The 22,446-nt window shown below is 42.4% G+C and carries 11 protein-coding genes; all 11 read right to left on the bottom strand.

The features are described from left to right. Positions 1–91: 91 nt before the first annotated feature. A complete protein-coding gene (locus MLE17_RS13235; RefSeq protein WP_243349186.1) occupies positions 92–1,984 on the bottom strand; it encodes a T9SS type A sorting domain-containing protein in 1,893 nt (630 codons plus the stop codon). A 147-nt stretch (positions 1,985–2,131) separates the two neighbouring features. After that, entirely contained in the window at positions 2,132–4,576 is a 2,445-nt protein-coding gene (locus tag MLE17_RS13240; RefSeq protein WP_243349187.1) for a T9SS type A sorting domain-containing protein, read from the bottom strand. A gap of 51 nt (positions 4,577–4,627) precedes the next feature. Then, positions 4,628–7,039 (bottom strand): alpha-L-arabinofuranosidase C-terminal domain-containing protein, encoded by a 2,412-nt coding sequence (locus MLE17_RS13245; protein ID WP_243349188.1) that lies wholly within the window; start codon positions 7,037–7,039, stop codon positions 4,628–4,630. 134 nt (positions 7,040–7,173) lie between these two features. Next, entirely contained in the window at positions 7,174–9,102 is a 1,929-nt protein-coding gene (locus MLE17_RS13250; protein ID WP_243349189.1) for a sialate O-acetylesterase, read from the bottom strand. 46 nt (positions 9,103–9,148) lie between these two features. After that, complete coding sequence (locus MLE17_RS13255) at positions 9,149–12,286, bottom strand: glycoside hydrolase family 2 TIM barrel-domain containing protein (RefSeq protein WP_243349190.1); 3,138 nt, start codon at positions 12,284–12,286, stop codon at positions 9,149–9,151. Between the two features lie 59 nt (positions 12,287–12,345). After that, entirely contained in the window at positions 12,346–13,716 is a 1,371-nt protein-coding gene (locus MLE17_RS13260; RefSeq protein WP_243349191.1) for a glycoside hydrolase family 27 protein, read from the bottom strand. A gap of 44 nt (positions 13,717–13,760) precedes the next feature. After that, the gene (locus MLE17_RS13265; RefSeq protein ID WP_243349192.1) at positions 13,761–15,710 is read right to left on the bottom strand and encodes a glycoside hydrolase family 97 protein; all 1,950 of its coding nucleotides are present in this window, start codon (positions 15,708–15,710) and stop codon (positions 13,761–13,763) included. A 57-nt stretch (positions 15,711–15,767) separates the two neighbouring features. Next, a complete protein-coding gene (locus tag MLE17_RS13270; RefSeq protein WP_243349193.1) occupies positions 15,768–18,176 on the bottom strand; it encodes a VPS10 domain-containing protein in 2,409 nt (802 codons plus the stop codon). Between the two features lie 82 nt (positions 18,177–18,258). Then, positions 18,259–20,274, bottom strand: a complete 2,016-nt coding sequence (locus MLE17_RS13275; protein ID WP_243349194.1) for a sialate O-acetylesterase — start codon at positions 20,272–20,274, stop codon at positions 18,259–18,261. An 81-nt stretch (positions 20,275–20,355) separates the two neighbouring features. After that, entirely contained in the window at positions 20,356–21,996 is a 1,641-nt protein-coding gene (locus tag MLE17_RS13280; RefSeq protein ID WP_410795627.1) for an alpha-L-fucosidase, read from the bottom strand. A 92-nt stretch (positions 21,997–22,088) separates the two neighbouring features. After that, entirely contained in the window at positions 22,089–22,442 is a 354-nt protein-coding gene (locus MLE17_RS13285) for an L-rhamnose mutarotase (RefSeq protein WP_243349196.1), read from the bottom strand. Between the last annotated feature and the right edge of the window lie 4 nt (positions 22,443–22,446).

Here is a 22,446-nt window from a genome sequence, read left to right on the forward strand (position 1 = left end):
AAAAATAAAAGGGTGAAACCTTCGAGGTTTTACAACCCCAAAGGTATTAGGTACAATAAAACAATCAGGCTATTATTAGTACTAAGTTGCTTTATTTCAAAAGAATCATTTTTCGGGTTGTCGCATAATTTCCAATTTTCAATTTATAGAAATACACCCCAGCAGGTAATGAACTTCCATCAAAATTTACAGTTTGATCACCTGAGAGTAATGCATTATTTATTAAAGTAGAAATTTTTCTACCCGTTTGGTCAAAAACCTCTATAGAAACAGGCTCTGCTGAATCTGTTTGAAACTTGATGGTTGTAGTACCCGAAAATGGATTCGGATAATTGGTAACACCAAATTTATCTTCCCTCAAATTATTAATTGAGGCTGGAATTCCTGCATCGAGCATAATAAACTGAACCGACATTCTGGGGCAATTCACCACGATTGATCCGTCTGTAGAGTAGGCATTCGCCGGAATTGTCTCCAAAGTTTCACGCGGTCCCCATTGTGTGCCGGTCGGTGCGACACCATTTACCGACACATATAATGAAGAATCAATATTATCAACACCGCCAGTCAAGGTGTAAGTATAATATTTACTTCCAACACCGATATTCTTAGGATTGATTTTGACAACCTGAGCGGTTTTCGCTTTGTTTACAAGCACAACCCCGGTTTCACCTGAAGCAAACCGGGAAGCGTAGGCCAAAATACTTGAATTGGTTGAAGTCGCAGAAATCGCATGATCGCCGGTAAACTTCTGCTGATAATAGGCATAATAGAAGTCAGGACGTGGCTGCCACAACAAACTGGTATTATTCCCCTGATAAAACATACCATCGTCACCCGAGGCAAGCAACCATCTTGCACCTAAACCAAAGTTGTTCTTAATCAACTCATTAAACAGGATAGTCGCCTGCATCCCATTAACATATGAACGCACCATGGTTGAACCGGACTTATTACCATCCATATTATATTCAGTCAACGCTATGGGCTTTGCGAAAGCTTCTTTATTGATAATATCCTGCCGAATAAAGCTGCTGTTTTTTGCCGGCTCTGTTAGTGCTACCGACAATAAATTATCGGCATTTTTATCATTTCCAAAATAATTATGCATTACATAAAAATCGGCTGCATCTCCCACCTGGCTAAAAACCCCGGCGTTCCATGTTTTATCCACCGAATTCCAGCTTGTTGCGCCATCATAATGCAATATAAGTGCACCAATGAAAATTTTAGCATTCACTTGTTTTGCTGCTGCCCTCATAGAGTCGGCAAAAATCTTAAAATGCTGACCGTAAAGCTGTCCATTTATTATCTGTGGTTGCCCGTCTTTATTGGTTTTTGTATCTATCATCCAGCCTGCCTCCCAAGGACCGGGATTTTCATTCCCAATCTCCCAGAATTTTGTCCGCCCTTTATCGTAGCGCACCCATTCGGCAGCCTGATGGGCAGCCTGCGCAACAGGATTTTGACCTAGCCCGTATCGCGCATAACCGTAATTAACCGTAATAAGCCCTTGTGAACCCGTCTGCTGACGCAACGTATAATAGTTTGCCGTAGTAGTGGACCATTCATTCGTTCCTGAAATGGAGGTAAACTTTACCTTTTTGCCAGATGCACCGTCATAAATTGAATCGGGCAGATCAGTTGGTCTTCCGTTCCAGAAAAAGATATTACCCCAGCTACCGCCCGGAAAACGGATCAAAGACGGATTCAACGCCTTTGTGTTTTTTACAAACGTAGCGTTACCTGTGTTATTCCCCATCCAGGCGGCTATGGCATTTCCAAATACGTATTTAGAAATTGCACCAATGGTGTCAGCTGAAACAGTTACGGTTACGGCTGGTGTACTTGTAGTTTTAACTGCTACTTGAGAAACAGGAATGGTAGCTGTTTTAGGAACAAAATCATCCAGAAAGCAATTGGTGGTTTGGGCATTCACTGCCGAAACACACGCCATTAACGCAAATATCAATTTAAATTTCATGTTGTTTGTTTCTTGTGTTTTCCAAATACTAAATAAGCGTCTATAATAAATTATGGCAGAGAGTGGTTATATTCCTCATTAATGTAGAAATACTCCAGGAGTCAGAGACTCCTGAAGTATTTCTTATATTGAACTATCCATCAATTTTCATTGAATAATAAGTTTTTTAGTGATGCTCATCCCTTCTGATATTGCCTTCACAATGTAAATCCCTGTTTTCAGCCCTGAATCAATATCCAACTTACCAGTATTAGCAGATACCTTTTCAAACAACAATCTGCCCTGATTTTCATAAATACTGATTTTCACTCTATCAGAAGCCCCCGGAAGCATTATCGAAAATTTACCATCCTTAGCCGGATTGGGATAAATAGCCATATCATTCAAGCTACTTTCGGTTTCTATTGAGTTAGTTGCACCGACAGGTTCCCCGTAAATTATACCTCTTCCTCCACCGACACCCATATATACTCTTCCGAAAGTATTCATATCTCCAATGAGTAAAGGTGCTCCGCCAAACTGATGAGCATCATCGTTCATTTTAGTCCATGTAGTGCCTTGATCTGTTGAACAAAAAAGTCCTGTGACACCAGACACAGTTCCCCAAATGAAAATGGTTGGATAGCTGGCTCCTTCTTTTGCCTTGCCAATGCCGATTGATTTACAATATGTTATTCTTCCAATATTGGTATATGTCACGCCATAATTGGTCGAATATTTCAATCCATTTCTACCACGAGGCACCCAGATATGTCCTTCATAACCGGGCACTGTCCGAATCAAGACAGATTCCCACGGATAATTCGCCGTTGAATTGCCCGGAGCACCCGCGACTGAAAAGCTGACACCTTTATTGGTACTTCTGTACATCTGACCTGTGGAAGGATGATAGATATAAAAGTAATTAGCATTCACCTGATCGGCCACCGGGGTTGCAGATCCCAGTGTTACACCCGAACATGCAGACCAGTTTGTTCCGTTGTCTGTTGTATAATAGGTCGTGGTGGAATTTCCGGGACAGTGCAGTATTGTGCTTCCATCCGCACTGATAGTCACCCTGCCATCTGTGCCTTTATTGGTGGCGCACCCCGTCCATGTAGCACCCATGTCGGAGGAGTAGTAAACAACGTTTCCGCCGTTCGATGCTCTTACCACTTTGCTTGGGTTTGCACCCGCGTAAGCAATGCTTTGGTTATTCCCATCCGTAGGTGAAAGTCTTTTTGTTGGATATGAAGTTAAAGGATCATGCACAAAACCAGTCACGTCACCGAAAGACGAAATCAGCGGACCTCCTGGTATAGATATACCATCCAGAAAAGCTGTCTCTTCGATTCCAATCACATCATATTTCCACGAAGGATTCGTGGCCGTAATATTGGGACAGGTATATACACCACCACCACCTATTACCCGTACAATATTCGTATTAGTATGGTCAAACTCAATGCAGTCCATCCAGTTAACAGCTCCTCCGTTTGACCAGCTCATTCCGTTACTGTCATAAGTAGCGTTCGTACCATTCTTAAGTGTCCAGGATTTTCCACCATCGGTTGTGAGGAAAACAAAGTCTCCCCAACCGGTTTTAAACTGGTTGTTCCAGTACATGCCGCATGTCGAAACTACCACCCTGTTAACATTATTGGGATCTATGCTTACCCCTCCATATGAATAATCCTTCCAATGAACGGGAGTCGCATTTGTCCACACACCAGAAGAGGTGTTGAGCTTATATAATTTGCCATTTCCATTGACTGCCGGGCCAGCACCATCAGCATAGGTAACATACATAGTAGTGTCTTTCAGTGCTACTCTGTGAGGCATATATGTCGTATCAGGAGTAATGTCAGTAAATGTTGCCCCTCCATCAGTACTTTTGTAAACATTACCGCTTCCGGTGCGCGAAACGCCGATATACATGGTCTGGGTTATTCCGTTCACCACGCTGCCCGCAGGATCGTAAAGGACAAAGCATATCCCGTTACCATTGGTAGTGGAAGTCACGCCGCTCCAAGCCTGATTCCAGGTTACTCCGGCATCCGTACTCTTCCATAGCCCATTGGCCCGGGTTCCGCAGAATAAAATATTACTGTTATGTGGATCTACGGCAAGTCGTTCTCCATTTCCGCGTCCGTTCCCATTTCCATGAACTTTAAACTTAGCGGTAAGGTCTGTATAGGTAAAAGTATTTCCTTTATCGGTTGACTTTAACATGGCAGACTTTCCTGAGCCAGAATAATTGGTTCCGCAAAGCATGTAAACATTGTTTGCATTTTGCGGATCAAGTGCCAAGGCCTCTACTCCGTAAAGGTCACCTTGTGAATCGTTAAGCCAGTCGAGCAATTGAACCCATTTATTGTTCGTGGCATCCCAGCGGTAGGCTCCGCCCACATCGGTACGGCAATACCTGTCGCCGGTTGTAGGATGGGTAATGAGTCCTGTTACAAATCCACCCCCACCAATGGGGGCATTTTTGAATGTGTATTGAGCGTATGACTCAATAGCTGATAAAAAACTAACACATATCAATATTAACGCCGCTATAAATCGAGGCAGCCTATTGAAATATCTGTAATTCTTAGCTCTCGTTTTCATATTTATCAATTTTAACTAATAATAGTTTTTAAATTTACACTCAGAAAAAGACTATTTTTTCGTGCCGAAACGAATTACTGTCAGTGAATTTCCCGGGAAATTACGCTTGCAGGTAGCTCCCGTCAATTTCACATCATCTGTTTTCGGATACACTTTCTTTGGGTTTTCTAATGTATTCTCGTCAAGCGGACTGGCCGAAGTCAGCACAATGGCTTTTCCTTTTCCGGTAAAAGTTTTGGCATCTTTCAAATCTATCTGTGTTTTTATTGCTTTGGCTGACGCGTTCACAACTTTAACGATTACATCGCCAGACTTTTCGTCTTTCACGGCACTCATAATCAGGCTTTTCACAGCAAGGTTTTTATCTGAAATTTCCTGCACCAGCTTTCCGTCAAGATATGCTCTCACGTCATTTCCTTTGATTTCAATTTTTACATCGTACCATTGTTCCGTTTTAGCTTCAGCTTTCATTTCTGCTGTTGCCATGCCCATTTCGAGGTGCATAACAGAATTACTCCAACCGCCTACTTCGAAACGGTTATGGTCATCATTTTTTCTATTGTGGAAGTATATCTGGAATCCGTTCTCACCCGAAATTTTACGAGCCTTCAGGTTGACAGTATAGTCTTTCCACGTAGAATCGCCCATAAAAACACTTACGCCCTGCTCTATTGCCGATTGTTTGAGCACTCCATCCTTTACACTCCATTGGCCTTTCCCGGTTTGTCTCCAGTTATTGTCAACTTTTGCAAAATCAGGTTTAAACAGAATTTTTCCGTCAGGAGCTGTAACTACGACATCTTTAAATTCAGCCGAGGTCATCCAGGTGCCAAAACCTATACCTCCCATGCTTTGTGCTGTTTCTATTGCCGGATTATTCTCCACGTCAAATGGCAACACATTGGTCCCCTGATTATTGGAAAACATTTGCTGTACATAATAGCTTGGCAAGCCGAACCAACGATAGCTATCGAAATTGATGAGATTGATTGGCCAGGCTTTGTGATTTGTATTACATAATAATGGTGCATAAGCCCCCATCTCCACAATATCGGAATTTCGTTCCATCCCGGTCATCCAAGCCGCTTCGCCAATTGCCCCCCGAAGGTTACCGTTTCCTGTACCTGATGTTACCGCATACTCACCAATGAAAATTTTAGAACCGTTGCGGTTGTAACCATCGTATTTGTTTGAGTTCCAGATAAACCAATCGGGATTGTTATAATAGTGCTCATCAATCAAATCAGGTTTCGGCTCATTGGGATGGCCGCCGGCCCATTCGTTGGCAATGAGTTTCATGTACGGATATTTTGCCAAAATTGCTTTTACAAACAACGGCCAACGTTCATTATATGGAGTTCCTCCGTTTTCGTTTCCAATTTCCATATATTTCAGGTTGAATGGTTCAGGATGTCCGTTTTTGGCTCTTATCCCACCCCAAACCGAAGTTATCGGGCCGTTGGCATATTCGATTGCATCCAGGGCATCCTGCACCCATTGTCCCATTTGGTCAAGCGGAATTACTTCGCTGTGCGACATACCCACATTGATGCAGTATAGAGGTTCAGCTCCCAAATCCTCTGCCAGTTGAAGGTATTCGTGGAAACCAAGTCCGTTAGTAGCGTTGTAACCCCAAAAATTCCAAAGCGGAGAACGTGTATCAATATTGCCGATGGTATTTTTCCAGTGGTTCATTTGTTTCATTTCATTCCCTTCCACCCAACAGCCGCCCGGAAAGCGCAAAAATTTGGAGTGAATAGCATCTAATGCTTCAGCAAGGTCGGTGCGTAAGCCATGATTTTTCCATGTTTTATCAGGCAGCAGTGAAACCATGTCCAGAAACAGTTTTCCGTTGCCTTCACCTGAAATTTCCAGACTTGCCTTGGGATCGCCTGAGCTTATTTTCAGATTTGCAGTGTAATACGCCCAGTTGTCTGTAATTCCTTTAATTTCACCAGAGGATATTTCTTTTCCTTTTGCGTCCAGAATTCTTACTTTTAACGGTGAAGAAAAACCTTCAATGGCACGGGCTGCCAACTTTAGCGTATAACTTTCGCCCTGAACCATATTCATACCCCAGTAACCGGCGTTTTCCAACTTGAAAGAACCCGCTGCTGATATTAGTAATGACTTACGGTTAAACGGGTTTAATGGAGAAACCGGCGGTTTAGCATAAATTTCAGCATTGCTTATCTTCGCTACACTTTTGCCATGAATACTACTAAACTTCCAGTTTTGAAGCGTATCAGCATCTTCAAACGAACGGTTTTGTACCATTTCGGGATACAACCCGCCATCGGCAGAAAGATTAATATCTTCGAAGAAAATTCCAAATAATGCAGGCGAAATTGCATGTCCCGGCTTGGTTACATCAACCGTAATTTTTGTTTGTGCCTGAATGGTGCTACCCATTATTAATAGCAATAGAATTAATTTAGCTATAGAGATTTTTTCCCAATTCATATTTGATATTTTTCCTTATTTGACTTTTTATGATTCAGTACAAGTTTATATTGTTTACTCAACTCCTCCTTGAATTTCGCAGAATTATTACCAATATCAAATTATGACCGTACTGAATTTAAGGCGACCTCCACCTAGTCAATAACAATTTTAATGTTACGAGTTTGATTATTATTTAGCTTTAAAAAATAGACTCCTTTCTGTAGTTTTGGATTGAAATTGAGGTGATTTGTCAAATCAAATTTTCTGCTATACACTTGTTTTCCGGAACAATCAAAAATAGCCACATTGCTAATTCCGAATATATCACTCTTAATATTCAATTCACCATTGGTGGGATTTGGATAAATACTTAGTCCGTTATCCAAAACATTTTCTATTCCTGTTGCCTTAACTTTCTCAAAATTAATCCAATTCAATTGAAACCCACCCGAGGTTGCAACCAATTTAAGGGTATGTCTTCCTGCCTTTAAAGGGATGTCCGTTGAACCCGATTTATATAAACCGCCCGTACCAGGTAAAGATATTGAGCCAACTGGCTTCTCGTCAAGCAATACAGCTACTGCCCCATTCGAAACAGATGAAGTATAACGGAAGGTTGCTTTATAAGCTGTATCAGTTGGCACATTCACCAGATATTCCATATAATCGTCGGTATCGATATTCGTCACATCCGAAACACCATCAATATCGGCAGTAGCTGTAGGAAGTACCCATAATTGGTATGAATATGATTCTGCTTCAATTTTGCCTGGTACGTTATACACTACCGGATTAAAAGCTTTCACAGCCTGATCTCCCATTCCTGTGGGGAGAATGTCAACATTTGAAATATATATTTTGTCAAGGCGGGCTCCCTCTTCGCCGTTGGTAATAGCCAAAGTATGATGTCCGGCTTTAAGATTATAGGTTTTCACCTTCACCCATGTCCACGCACCTTTTGGCAAACCATTTACATATTCAAATGAGCCATCATCCATTTTAAACCAGTATGAATCCGATTTTAATGTAGCGCAATACACCCGCGCATAAACATAAAAAGTGGTGTCCGTTTTGGCAGTAAAATCAAAATAAATTGCATTTGCACTATCCGTTGATGCCGCGGTAGTGTTGTTCATTCCAGACTTAATCGTCACATAATTGTTATTAGAAGCGGTTTTATCAGTAACTATATTCCAGTTAGCACCCAATTTCGAACATTCAGGTTCATAATAATAGTTCTCCGGCTCAAAAACCTTAGCTCCAACCCCCATTAACGATAGCATTTTTGCAGCGTATCTTATGCCAAGTTTTCGGTAACCATCGGAGGTAAAGTGTCCCCAATCTCCGGTCAATCCTTCGGAAGAAATTATATGTGCCGTAGGAACGACATTAGGAAGTTGCCTGATGATGGGATTCATGTGTAAGAACATCCCGGTATACAATACCTCACCTGATAAAAGCGGTACCGTATCGGCACTCAATGAAAGTTCAGCCAACATATCGTTATATACTTTCTTTACATACAATGGCCAGTTTGTATTACCGGTATTAGCCTCTCCCTGATGCAATAGAATACCTTTTATTACCCCATCTTGTTGTGCTTGTTTGGCCAAATCCATCAGATGTTTAAGCGGATTTCCTCCATATGCCTGAACTTTAGCTGAAAAGGTAGCATCAGTTGGATTGAGATAACTCTGGTAAAGATCTTTATCAAACATCCTGATGTCGCACCCGCCAATTGACACATTGATAACCCCTACGGTAATACTGTCCGGAAGGTATTTCACCATGGTTCTTCCGAAATAATCGGCAGGCGAAAGGCCTGAGGTACACTGACACAATGGAGGAAGAGCCGTATACCACGTACCCTTATTCCGGCCTGTACAATCCAAGGATTGAAGAACTTTAAAACGGCTATCTACCGTTTTGTCCTGAGCTTCGATAGCTCCCTGACCTTCCATATTCGACTGCCCGAAACAGATATAAATATGAAAATTCGGGTTGCGTGAGAATGAATTTGCACTTAACAGGAGCAAACCCGTTAGCATAAGTGCCTTAATGTATTTTTTACTGGTTTTCATTGAATGTATTTTGTATTGGTTTTCATTAATCATTTTTCATCAGCTATTATTTTCCGGCATATTCCAGCACAAAACCGTATTTATAAGATTTGTTCCCCGGAATGGTGTATTTATCCATTGTTTTTGCACCCCACGAATCATCGCCACCCACGCCATGAATATTCAAATCGATATTCAGGTTGATAAAGTCTCGTTTTGGCAATTCGTAGTCGTGGCGGGCAGGCTCCAGATCTTCCTCTGTGTAAGACCAAGCCCGGAAGCAAAGCGGCTGCAAGCCGGTCACCTTCACAGCCGCATTGTTTTGCGAACTCAGCGTAAACCAACGCACATCACAGCGGTTGCCATTATCCTGGGGCGCTGCATAATGCGTCATGAAATCATCCAGTTTTGCCCGATAAAGTCCAATGAACGTGGCCGTTTTACGGTCGGGGTAATTTTCGTAAAAACCACGTCCATACCAGCCAATGGTGTTATAATTATCTGCAACACGAATCCTCATTCCAAATTTAGGCATCAGCGTAATGGTATCGTTCAGAGGCTGATAAGCAGCTTCAACCTGCAATTGTCCAAGCCCGTTCAGTTGGTAACTCAATGTATAATTTGCACCGATAGCCGGCAAATTCATTTCGAATTTTACCAATACCGAATTATCCTGTTTGGACAGTTCTACTTTGTTCACCACCCGGTTTTCGGCTGCATTTCTCCATTTCGCAAATTCTTGTACATAGCCACTATGCTTTTGGTTGTCGTTAGGTGTTTTCCAGAAATACGGTTCCAGTTGACCTTTCAGTATTTCCTGCTGGTTCACCTTCCAGCTTGTCAGCGAACCATTCTTTTTATCCAAAGTAAAGGTCATGGTTTCTGTTTTAAGTTGAATTTGTGAGGTAGTCTCAGTCACATTAACCGTCTTCCCGGCAGGAACGATTCTTTTCCATGCAAACGGCTTCACCACAAACTGCTCGCGGGCAATACAATACCCTGTTTCGGCCCAAAGTGTCGCATTTTTTAGTCTGACGTAGATATTCAGACAGATATCAGACGAAACCGTATCGGCCAACTGAGGCACGGGAAGATTGACAACGGCTGATGCACCCGGCAATATGTCGTCGCATCGGAATGTACCCCGTTGAATCGATTTGCCGTTGGAAGTATATTCGTATTCAAAATCAAAATTTTGCAAGGGTTGGAAATCAAAATGATTGGTAACCCGAACACTTGCAGTTCTATCGTTTACCAACTGGAATACAACCGGTTGATACACTTTTTGCACCTCGTAATAATGTGGGTTTGGTTTTCTGTCGGTCGTAACCAGACCTCTTATACAGAAATTGCCATCGTTGGGTGTGTCGCCAAAATCGCCTCCATACGCCCAGAATTCGTTTTCTTTCAACGAACAATCATCGGGGTGCAGCGTAAGTTTAAGCGAAGAACCATCCTTGGGCTTAGACAATCCATTTTCGTTCCATTCCCAAATGGCAGCTCCTGCAATGCTTGAATCGGCATATATCACATCCCAATACTCCTGAAGATTTCCGCCCGAACTTCCCATCACGTGGGCATATTCGCGCATCACAACCGGTTTATCATTAATCTTCTCTGCTAATTTTTTAAAATCGGCCGGATGCAGGTAACTGTCGTCGTACAGGTCTGAAATCTCGCGGTGTGTATCGGAAAAGACCAAACGTGTTGGGTCAAGTTTTTTGATTGTATCGGCCATGGCCTTCATATTGCGGCCTTTTCCACCTTCATTGCCCAACGACCAAAAAATGACGCAAGCATGATTTTTATCTCTTTCCACCAACGAAACCGCACGTTCCACATGCATTTTTTTCCATTGCGGGTCATCGCCAGACACGTTATTACTCAAACCATAATCGTGGGCTTCCTGATTGGCTTCGTCCATGATATAAAATCCGTATTTGTCGCAAAGCTCATAAAACAGCGGGTCGTTGGGATAATGCGAAGTACGAATCCAGTTGATATTAGCTTGTTTCATCAACTCCATATCTTTTATCATCGTGCCCCTTGGCATGTGTTTGCCGGTGCGTGGATGTTGCTCATGACGGTTGACTCCTTTCAGTTTCACCGCTTTGCCATTTATATAAAATACTTCACCCCGAACTTCAATCTTTCTAACGCCAAAATTGCATTCGGCTTTATCTACAATTTCATTCTTTTTGTTTTTTAATTTCAGTACAAGATTGTATAAATCAGGCGTTTCGGCTGACCATAGTTTTGCATCGTTTATCATCGACTTCAAATCCACCGAAAGGATTTTTCCGTTTAAAACAGCGGGGATTTTTTGTGAAAAATTCATATCCACCGTTTCACCTGATTTTGTAAAACCTGTTATTTCGGCATCGATATGCAAACCTGAGCTTTTTACGGTTGAACGATTCTCAAGTTTCACATCAACCGAGATATTGGCATTCTTAAAAGATTTATCCGGCTCTGCCTTCACAAAAAAGTCGCTGATATAGGTTTTCGGGCGGGCAATTAAATCCACATCCCTGAAAATTCCACCCAGTCGCCACATATCCTGATCTTCGAGATAGCTGCCGTCACAATATTTATATACTTCTACCGCCAGTTTATTTTCTCCTTTATGAATGTAAGAGGTGATGTCAAACTCAGCTGGCGACATCGAGTTTTCGCTATAACCTACTTTCTGACCATTCACCCACACATACATGGCTGATTGCACGCCACCGAAGTTCAGAAACACTTGTTTATCAGTCCAGTTGGAAGGAATTACAAAGCTTGTCAGGTAGCTGCCTACCGGATTCCGTTCTTTGTAGGTGGTGAAACTCTTATCTGGCTCGCCCATTACTCTTGGGAAGTCCTTTTTAAACGGATAAGCAACATTGGTGTAGATAGGCGTTCCAAATCCCTGAAGTTCCCAATTGCCGGGCACCAGAATATTGTCCCACTTTTCGGCCGAAAAACCTGCGGCATAAAAGTCCTGCGGCCGGGCTTGCGGATTAGCCGACCAGTGGAATTTCCAGAGGCCATTGAGCGACTGAATAGCCGGATTATTACGCTTTTCTTCCGCCAAAAAAGTGTAGGCGTGCGGTTTTTCTTTGTTTATGCCATTAACGGCCGGATTTTCCCAATCGTTTACTGTTTGGGCTTCAATTTTGAAGATTGATAATAAGACTGTAAGGGTAATTAGATATGGTTTCATTACAATTAATGTATCTCAATTTAAAATTCCACAAGAAGATCTACTCATTTTGCCTGACATTAACGCACCGGACTTATCCGATAAAGTCCGGCTCCGTGTTGTGGTAATTCGCGCCCGAAACTTCCATTAAAAATTCCAAGGTCTTTGTGACTCCACAAATCGCGCACTTTGGCTTTGCCTTTTATACCAATGGCTTCAAAGTTTACTTTTACATTGGCCTGATTGGCATTGTTGAAATCAACATTCTCACCCTTGCTTTGCGCATTGAAAAGAGCCACATATTTGTCTTTACTGTTAGGCACATCGGCCGTCCACACAATCAGATTTTTATTGCGCGACACCTGACGGTTGTTTATGCTGTGCTGGTTTACCTTGAGCATTTCAGGGTTGGTGAGTATCTCTTTCGTGAAATCGTCGAGCTTGGTCATGTCTCCTCCAAGAATAAGCGGCGAACGCCCGATAGCCCAAAGGCTCATCAGCGTATATTGTTCATTTTTGGTGAAATTGGTAGGGCGTTTGAATTCTACAATCCCAATGGGAAGCATATCGGCATCGGGGAAATGACCCGGCCCACGAAATGGCGTCCACACATCCAGACGCTCAAACATGGCTTGCAACAATTCCCAACGATCCCAAAAATCGTCGGTGATTCGCCACATATTGGCATGATTCATAACATGTTCGCCCATCTTAACCGGCGTTGCACCCGGCGACAAGCTCAAAATGATCGGGCGACCAGTTTTATCAATCGCCTTACGAAGAGCCTCAATCTCGGCCTGTTGCACATTGTCGTAAGGACGCGAAATATCGTCGCATTTGATAAAATCCACTCCCCAGTCGGCATACATCTGCACAATAGAGTTGTAGTAAGCCTGACCTTCCGGTTTGGTAGCATCTACGCCATACATATCAGGGTTCCAAGCGCAGGTAGAGCTTTTAATGGCAATATCCTGAGCCTTGGCATTTGTACCAAGCACAGGAGTATTCTTCTCAACAGCCTGACGGGGAATTCCACGCATGATATGAATGCCGAATTTCAGTCCTTTAGAGTGCACATAGTCCGCCAGTTGTTTGAACCCTTTGGCGTCGGCTGCCGAAGGGAATTTTTTCAGACCGGGCGTTAAGCGACCGTACTCATCCATCGTGAGCGTAGCGTTAGGATCATAAGCATGTCCTTTAGCTTCGGGCTCGTACCACTGAATATCCACTGTGAGATATTTGTATCCGCTGGGTAAAAGGTATTTTACCATGGCATCGGCCTGTTCTTTTATTTGCTGTTCGGTAACTGTTGTTCCAAAGCAATCCCAACTGTTCCAGCCAAGCGGTGGTGTGGGAGCCCATTGATGGTATTTTTTGGTTGTTTGTGCATTTGCAACACTAATTGCAACTGCCATGAACAGAGCCCAAAGGACTGTAAGTTTGTGTTTCATTCTTGAATAGTCTATAGTTTCAATAAACATAAGTTTCCAAATTGTCAATTTTCCGATACCAAGGATGCAACAAATCCACCTCTGCGAAGCAATTTCACATCAACTGAACTCGATTTATTTACAACCATGTATTGCACCTTGAAATCCTTATCATGGTTGCCATCAGCGATTAATGTGAGCTTATAGCTTGAATTATCCGGTAAAAAATCGAATTTCAATGTTTTGGTTTTTTCGCTATTTTCGCCGTTTATTCCGCCAATATACCATTTATCGCCTTTTTGTCTGGCCATGATAATGTCCTGACCGGGATAGCCATCGAGCAGTTTGGTGTTATCCCAGGTATTTGGAACATCCTTTAGGAAAGTTTTTGCCGCATCGGGCAAAGCATAATATCCTTCGGGACGGTCAGCCAGATGCTGGAAGCCCGATTCGAACACCACACTTAAAGCAAGCTCATGCCCATACGAAGTGATATGCGGATATTGAGAATTGGTGAAAGTGACGGGCGTATAGTCCATCGAACCAATCACGTTGCGCGTAAACGGCAGTGTAGCGTTGTGCGCAGGAGCAGCTGGGGTAAATTCCGGCCCATTGTTGTACCACTCAGCACCACGAACTCCCTCGTAGGTCATCAGGTTCGGGTAAGTGCGTTGCCAGCCGCGTGGCACCAGGCAACCGTGAAAATAAACCATTATCTTGAACTTAGCTGCATCATCCAAAATATCAAGATAATACTTGATCATATCCTGCTTTTCACTTTCGAAGAAATCAATCTTAACGCCTACGATTCCCAACTTATTCAGTTTGGTGAATTCTTCCACCCTGTTCTCGTGGGTGAGCATACGATCCCTTGGAGTTGCTGAAACCCAGTTATGGTCTCCACCCGAGTTGTACCAAATGAGCGGTTTCAATCCTTTTGAATAGATATATTTAACAGCATCTTCAAGATTACCGCCATTGCCCATGGCATCCCACTCCCAGTCGAGCAGCGTATAGGGCCAGTTCATGGAAGCAGCAAGGTCAGCAAAATCGCATACCACTTTATAGTCTTTTGTTCCGTGGTTGTCCGACCAGTAGTTCCACGAGGCTTTACCGGGTTTTACCCAGTCGGTAGTAGTCAGTTTCGAAGGCGTTGACACATCATTAACAAGCGTCGATTCAACAATATCAGCCAAATTTCCCACAACCACTACGCGCCACGGCGATTTCCAAGGAAGCGTGATTGTCGGCTTAGATTCCCCTTTTCCACGTCCGTTCCATTGGTCGGGGAAAGTGAGCTTGTATTTGGTTTTATCCCCGTAGTTGGTCAATTTAGTACCGCAATACGAACGGTCTACATCCGCCTCATGAATCAAATACCAACATGATTTATCCGCAGTATTAAATAATGCTGGATAGCCCCAATCCGTTTGTTCGTGACCATTATTCATTGTGCTGTACAAACCTTCATTGGCTGTATTAAACTTTTCGAGCCAACGTTGTGTACTATCCGGAATGGAATAGGCGGTCAATTCATCTTTCATCACAAATTTCCCTTCTTTCTCAGGGAACTCGTACCGAAAAGCGATTCCGTCATTATACGCACGGATAATCAGGTTTAATTTGGCTTTGGAAGGATTTTCGAAAGCCACCACCATTTCGTTGGCTGCGTTACTGCACCGGCTGCGTTTTCCGTGAACATCGGTGTATTGTTCGTTTACCGAAACGGCTTTACCGGCTTTCAGAAATTTCAATTCAGAGGAAAAATCCTGATCACTACGCGAAAGGCCCAAACCGATAGCCGGAATGACTTCCGAAACTTTGCCACTATTTGCGTAATTTACCTGCAAATGCCAACTCCCAGTCGTTTTGTTTTGCTGGCAATACAGTGCTACACTGATTTTCTTATTTGGCGACGAAACTGAAACGGTTTGAGAGATTACTCTGCTGGAACTGAATGTCATTAACACTAAAGCAATTACAAGTTTTGCAATCGGAACAACTCTGTTTTTCATAAATATCTTTGAATTTATTATTTTACCTACAATAATATCCGCGAACAATATTGCTCATTACTGTTTGATAATCTTGTATTGTTGAGAGCATTTTGTATCACGTACATTTACCAAATAAACACCCGATATAAGATCATCACCAAAATCAATACTTTCATTCGCATACATATCGGTTTCAATATGTTGTATTTGCATTCCCTGAAGATTATAAATATCGATAGATTTGATATTTACACCATTTGCGCGAAGGGTTATGCTATTCTCAAACGGATTAGGCCCAATGATTGAATTTTTATCAGCATAATTCGCAGAAACTCCGGTTCCTGTATTTATGCCCATCCAAGGAATTCCCATTCCTGCCGTACTTTTATACACTCTCCCGTAAACATTTTGATCTGCTTCAATATTACCGGCATTGGCTAAATGACCCCATTCATGTTCATCATCATTGGCTCTAATCCACGTTTTCCCCATATCTACCGAACGACACATTCCCTCTGGCGAAGAACCTAATGATTTTCCCCAAATATAAACAGTCGGATAATCGTTCCCTGGAGCTTCTTTTCCGAGCGAAAATGCGGCACAGGAGTAATTATTACAGGTTGTAAACGTTACCCCTTCATTGGTGCTGTATCTTATTTTTCCGTTATTATTTATCCATACATGGCCGGCTTTTCCTGGAATGGTTTTGAGCACACTCGAACCGCCTGCACTTCCCACATTCGAAATCGGGTTAAACGTTTTAGCACCATCATCGCTTCGGTAAATTTTACCTGTAGTGTTGTACAAATAAAATTTCAACGGATCAACGCCATCGGGCACCGGAACGGCATTGGCAGGCATTGTGGCAGTTTTATTCCATGTCACCCCTTTGTTGTCAGTCCAATACAGGACATTGCCTGTTGCAGTGTTATTTGCTTGCCACAAAATTATTTTTCCATCAGCTGATATAGAGGCCTTACCACCTGCAATTTTAACAGGCAATACCGGTAATTCAGTCCATGTGCTACCGTTATTTTCACTTAAAGCAACAACATTCCAATACTCAAATTGACCGGGGCTCAATTCTTTTTGTTTATTTACCGACCGTACAATTGTGCTGGTATTTTGCGGAGCATAAGCCATACTCACCGACTGTGTAATACTTGCTGTTGGATATTGGTCGATATCTGTATGAACGAAACCGTTTACATCGCCAATGGCTGTGATGAGCGGACCGTTAGGAATACTAAGCATTCCCTGAAAACACGGCACTGTTTCTTCCAAACCATGCGAAACTACTTTCCATGCAGGTTTCGAAGCCATAATATTATCAGTCATAAACACTCCATTTCCGGATACCGCATATACTACGCCCGGCTTGGTGTTGCTCATGGTAACACAACCTACCCAATGCATCGAGTGGTTCTGCATCCAATTAATGCCATTCGTGAGCATTGTGCTACCAGTACTTGAATTTTTTCGTACCCACAAACCTGTAGAACCTCCGGTTGCACTGTAATAAATCTCGTCGCCCCAACCCCATGGTTGCTGTGAGCCCCAGAAATTATAGGTTGAACAGGTTATTTTCTGTGGATCATTTAATATTAAACTGATTCCGCTGTATCCCCTATTGGTTGCAGGTGAAATATTTGTCCATTGTTTGGTGGTCATGTTATATTTGTAAACCCCACCATATCCATCGGCGGAATCACCATTGGCATAGGTTACATACAAATTTCTATCGTTAGGCGATAATACGCAACGTTGAGGTTTTGCCTTGCTAAATCCGCCAATCGATGTCCATGTAGCTCCAAAATCTTCGCTGATAAAAAGGTTGTTTCCCGTTTTATGATTACCCACGATGATAGTCGAGCAACCCTCTGGGGTTGCCGAATCTTTATCGAACAGAACAAAACTAAATGAGGCAGCAGTGCCGATACTATCGGGGAAAGTGGTTACTTTATTCCAGGTTTTACCCGCATCGGTACTTTTAAACAAGCCATTTGAATTGCGTGTGCCGAAATAAAGTATATTTCCATTTGCAGGGTCAATGGCTAAGGTTTCTCCTTTTTGACGATCCAAACCATTTCCATCCACCTTGAACTTGGATGTGGTTTCATAAACCTCCCAGGTTTTTCCGTAGTCGAACGAACGCAACAAAGCACTTTTTCCATTGTTCCAATAGTTTGTCCCTGCCATGGCGAAGAGTTTATTGGGAGAGCCTGGATCAATGACAAAAGCCTCAGTTCCCATATAGGTTGTTTCATCGGGCGAAACCCATGCAAAGAGAGGCGTCCAGTCTTTAGTGGTTTCATTCCACTTGTAAATACCACCCACATCGCTTTTTGCATAAAACACATTTTGTTCAGATAAACTCTCGATTACAGAGCATACATAACCGCCACCGCCAATTTTCACATAACCAAATGTTTTTTCTTGTGCAATATTTCTTTGAGCTAAAAAGGCAGTGAGAATTAAAAGCAAAATTATTCGCTTTGAGTTCCAATTACAATACTTTTTTTTCATGGTTTATTTACAATTCAATTTAAAAAAATACATTTTTCAATCAATAATCTGATTGAAAAGAAGAAGCAGGCAATCCTTCTTTGTTAAACAAAGTGGCAGATGCCGTATCAGACCATGCATATCTTACTGCAACCGGTGCTTTTACTTTATCAGACCACGCCATCACATTCTTATCCTTAATCAAAGCTTTTGCCGGATAAAATACTTTATCTGCTCCTGCAATTTCAAAGCCATCCAGCATTTTCCCGTTTTGTTTCAATCCGCTTCCGGTATTCGAGAAACTTATAATAATTTTTTGCCCTTCTACTCTATGTTTTTCATACAATGGACCCGAACAGGTATTTTTTTGGCCATACGTTTTTGCAAATGCCCATAAAGCGAGCCTTTTCCCGACATCCTGTTTATTCGCCGGATGGATATTTGCATTGTTTCCTATATCCATTGAAACAACCATTCCTGTACCTGGAAGAGAAAGTGCTTTCCGTTGCGCATCTCTCAGCTCTTGCGATTTTCCTTTCTGATAATCATTTTGGTAAGCCCAGGGAGCGATCTGTACAAAATAAAAAGGAACATCACTATTCCACTGCTTTCTCCAATCGGTAATAAGAGCAGGGAAAAGTCTTTCGTATTGCTTTGCATTTCCTACATTGGCTTCACCCTGATACCATATTACACCTTTTATCTTATAAGAGGTCAAAGGCGCAATCATGGCGTTAAATAATGCTGTCGGTGTACCTGGTGTAAGATCCATGCTGCAGAAAGGTTTCTCCTGGAATTTAAATTGATCAATTCCAAAGAGATAGAGTTTCCCATTTCTGTATTCTGCAGAAGGAAGATATTTCCACTCTCCCGCCAGTTCAATCCTGCCACCTTCAGAATTTTGGAGAAAAAGCTGTTCTTTCTTTCCCCAAATTCCGCCTCCGCCTCCTGTATCCATCACTTTGACAGAAATCACATTCTTGCCTTTTTTTAGAAGACCTTCGGGTATTTCATACACACGTCCCGACTGCCATAGTCCATCCTTTACAGTCGTCCCTACCAGCTTTCCGTTCACATAAGTCATATCCATGTCGTCAATTGGACCCAGCGATAACTTATAGGATGAAGGTTTTTCATCTGTAATTTCAAACTCTTTCCTGAACCATACAACTCCGTCAAACTCCCCAATTCCGCCTCGTTCCAATGCAGAAGGAAGTTGCATCGTTTTCCATGACCTGTCATTGAAATTTTCTGTCGCAGCTTCTGCATCTTTCAGGTCAAGGTGAGACCAGTTGACTCCAGATGAATTGGCCGTGAGACTCAGATCAATCGCAGGCAACTGCTTCATCCATTCATTGATCTTTTTTCTTTCCAGAGAAGACACGCTGATTTTTTTAAGAAGTTCTTTAAAATCATCCATTCCTGAAAGACCTGCATTGCTTACCCAGGACTCAGCCGGCGTACCTCCCCAAGAGGAGTTGATAACACCTACAGGCACACCAAGTTTTTTGTGAACCTCCCTCGCAAAGAAATAAGCTGTGGCACTTAAGTCCGGAGCATTTTGCGGATTACATACATTCCACACAGCCTTTACATCACTGAGAGGAGTATCAGAAAGTTCTTGAGCAACTGTAAACATTCTGATTCCCTGATAAGATGCAGAAGCAATTTCATTTTTTGAATTCTGCACCGTATCAGCAGGAGGCCAACCTTTAAGCCTCATTTCCATATTTGATTGACCCGATGCAAGCCAGACTTCTCCAATCAATACATCGTCAATCAGGATAGTGGTATCTGCATTGGATATCTCGATTTTATATGGACCTCCAGCACCAGGTGTTCTCAGTTTGGAAGTCCATTTGCCATCCTTTGCCGCTTTTGATTTTGCTGTTTCTCCCCAGCTTCCCCTGATGGTTATTTCTGCTTCGGAATTACTTTTTCCCCAAAAAACAACTTCCTCCTTCTGCTGAAGCACCATGTGTTGGGAAAAAAGTGATGGCAGCACAAGAGTATTTTGATTCTTTGCCATGCAACTGAACGAGAGAGCAAAGCACAATATCAAAACCAGTGATTTCATATTGAAAATATTATCTAAAAACATCGGTTAGAACTTTTTTATTTTTAAAACACATCTAAAGGGAAACAGCATCCTTGATTATTATTTCCGTTCTATTTTAAACACAACCGCTATATCGTTGGGAATATTCTTTGGTTTTTGAATGATAAGGACATCTGAATTCTGTTTCCAGGATAGCTTTTCCTTGCTGCCAAGCAGTTCGATTTTCTTGATTTTTTGTTTCCCAAGATTTTTCACAAGCGATTTGAGCGAAATATCTTCAGCCGGAACTCCCATTACAGTAGCATAAATCACATTTCCCTTTTGGGCATAACGAACATCCTTTGCAGTATAAGCCAGTTTTCCTTCGTTAAAACCTGCACCGTCCAACTTGTTCACCGCATCCACCGAAGGTCCTTCACCAATAATTTTCCACGGACGAGTATCGAAAATACTCTCTTTGTTTACTTCCATCCATGCAGCAATACCTTCGAGCACAGTCACTTCCTTATCGTCGATAGTACCATCGCCACGAACAGGAATATTGAGCAACAGGTTTCCGTTTTTACTTACGATATCTATCAACATCCGGATAACCGTAGCTGCCGATTTGTAACCGCCATTATCGTAAATACCCCTATTATAATGCCAATCGCCGATACAGGTACAGGTTTGCCAGGCGTTCACCTGCGGTTTGTCGGGTGCACCGCGCTCCACATCCCAAACCATACATTTCTTTTGGTCTTCGGTCAACTGCTTGCCAAACAAAACTGCTTCGAGCTTCCCTTTATGTTGAGCCATATTGGTATTGTAGTAGTGCGCCGCAATTTTCAGTCCTGCATCGCTAGCCGGGTAAAGGGGTAATTTAGAATCATCGAAATAAAGCAAATCAGGATGATAAAGGTTAATCAAATCCATAGTGCGGTTGTAAAACTTATCGCAATATTTCTGATCGGGGGTACTTGCACCGTTATCCCAATCCCACTGACTCCACAATGCGGTAATGTTTTTTTCGCTGCCATTGCTCATAGGATGGTTTTGCTCATAAAGCTCTTGAGGATCAAGTCCTTCCCACCAGGTACCTTTGCCATCTGCTTTCGTTAATTTAGCATCGTAAGGCACACCTTTTAAGGCTCCTGCTGTATCAGAGCGTTGAGAAGTTTCAAACCATGTCCAGGTATGTGAAGCATGTACACTTAAACCAAAAGGCAATTTGTATTTTTTTGCCGCTGCAGCCCAACCGGCTACAATGTCTTTTTTAGGTCCAACGCGCACCGAATTCCATTCCTGGTATTTGCTGTTCCACAAATCGAGGTTGTCGTGGTGGTTGGCCATGGCAAAGAAATACTGAGCACCCACACGTTTATAAAGTGCCACCAGTTTTTCGGGATTCCAATTCTGGGCTTTCCACTCGTTGATCACATCTTTGAATCCAAATTTTGAGGGATGCCCATATTTTTGAACATGGGCGTTATATTGCCAACCTCCTTCGTTGTACATAAAACGACCATACCAGTCGCCCAACTCGGGTTGACATTGCGGACCCCAGTGCGCCCAGATACCAAACTTGGCATTGCGAAACCACTCAGGGGCTTTGTACTGACTTAGCGACTCCCATGTTGGCTCAAACTTACCCAGAGCAACGGGTTCCTTTTCTGTGTTAACTACAACCATTTTCTTGTCCTGCGCTGACATATTTAAAGATATCAGAACTAAAACAACACTTAAAAATTTTGCCTTCATATTTCTTTTAATCAATTCTATAACCAACTCATTTTACTTTCATCAAACAGCTGGTTCATTTATTCATTACTTAAAAATTTCTCTCAGTAAAATCATTCTCCCATCTTATAAATTCGCTCCATCAATTGCCATTTCTGGTCAGCAGAAGCGTCGGCAGAAGCGTCCTGAAACTGTGACATGTGCGCTTCCCATTCGCTTTGTCGAGGCTTTGTAGCAAGTTCAGCCATCGCCTTGTCATGATCAAAATCCGCTACGGTATCCATTATCATGAATAGCTTTGTGCCGATCAGATATATCTCCATATCAAGAATACCCACATCTTTCATCCCCTGCGTTATTTCGGGCCATGCAGCACCTTTTGCATGAGCTTTTTTATAAGCTTCGATTAAGGCTGGGTCGTTGCGCAACTCCATGGTTTTGCAAAATCTTAGAATCGGTAAATGCATATAC

The organism is Parabacteroides sp. FAFU027 (assembly GCF_022808675.1).
Classification (GTDB): domain Bacteria; phylum Bacteroidota; class Bacteroidia; order Bacteroidales; family UBA7332; genus CAXXIC01.

Coding starts and splice junctions, on each gene's coding strand:
- MLE17_RS13280 (WP_410795627.1), bottom strand. CDS start 21,996: ATGAAGGCAAAATTTTTAAGTGTTGTTTTAGTTCTGATATCTTTAAAT.
- MLE17_RS13240 (WP_243349187.1), bottom strand. CDS start 4,576: ATGAAAACGAGAGCTAAGAATTACAGATATTTCAATAGGCTGCCTCGA.
- MLE17_RS13245 (WP_243349188.1), bottom strand. CDS start 7,039: ATGAATTGGGAAAAAATCTCTATAGCTAAATTAATTCTATTGCTATTA.
- MLE17_RS13260 (WP_243349191.1), bottom strand. CDS start 13,716: ATGAAACACAAACTTACAGTCCTTTGGGCTCTGTTCATGGCAGTTGCA.
- MLE17_RS13275 (WP_243349194.1), bottom strand. CDS start 20,274: ATGAAATCACTGGTTTTGATATTGTGCTTTGCTCTCTCGTTCAGTTGC.
- MLE17_RS13255 (WP_243349190.1), bottom strand. CDS start 12,286: ATGAAACCATATCTAATTACCCTTACAGTCTTATTATCAATCTTCAAA.
- MLE17_RS13235 (WP_243349186.1), bottom strand. CDS start 1,984: ATGAAATTTAAATTGATATTTGCGTTAATGGCGTGTGTTTCGGCAGTG.
- MLE17_RS13250 (WP_243349189.1), bottom strand. CDS start 9,102: ATGAAAACCAGTAAAAAATACATTAAGGCACTTATGCTAACGGGTTTG.
- MLE17_RS13265 (WP_243349192.1), bottom strand. CDS start 15,710: ATGAAAAACAGAGTTGTTCCGATTGCAAAACTTGTAATTGCTTTAGTG.
- MLE17_RS13285 (WP_243349196.1), bottom strand. CDS start 22,442: ATGCATTTACCGATTCTAAGATTTTGCAAAACCATGGAGTTGCGCAAC.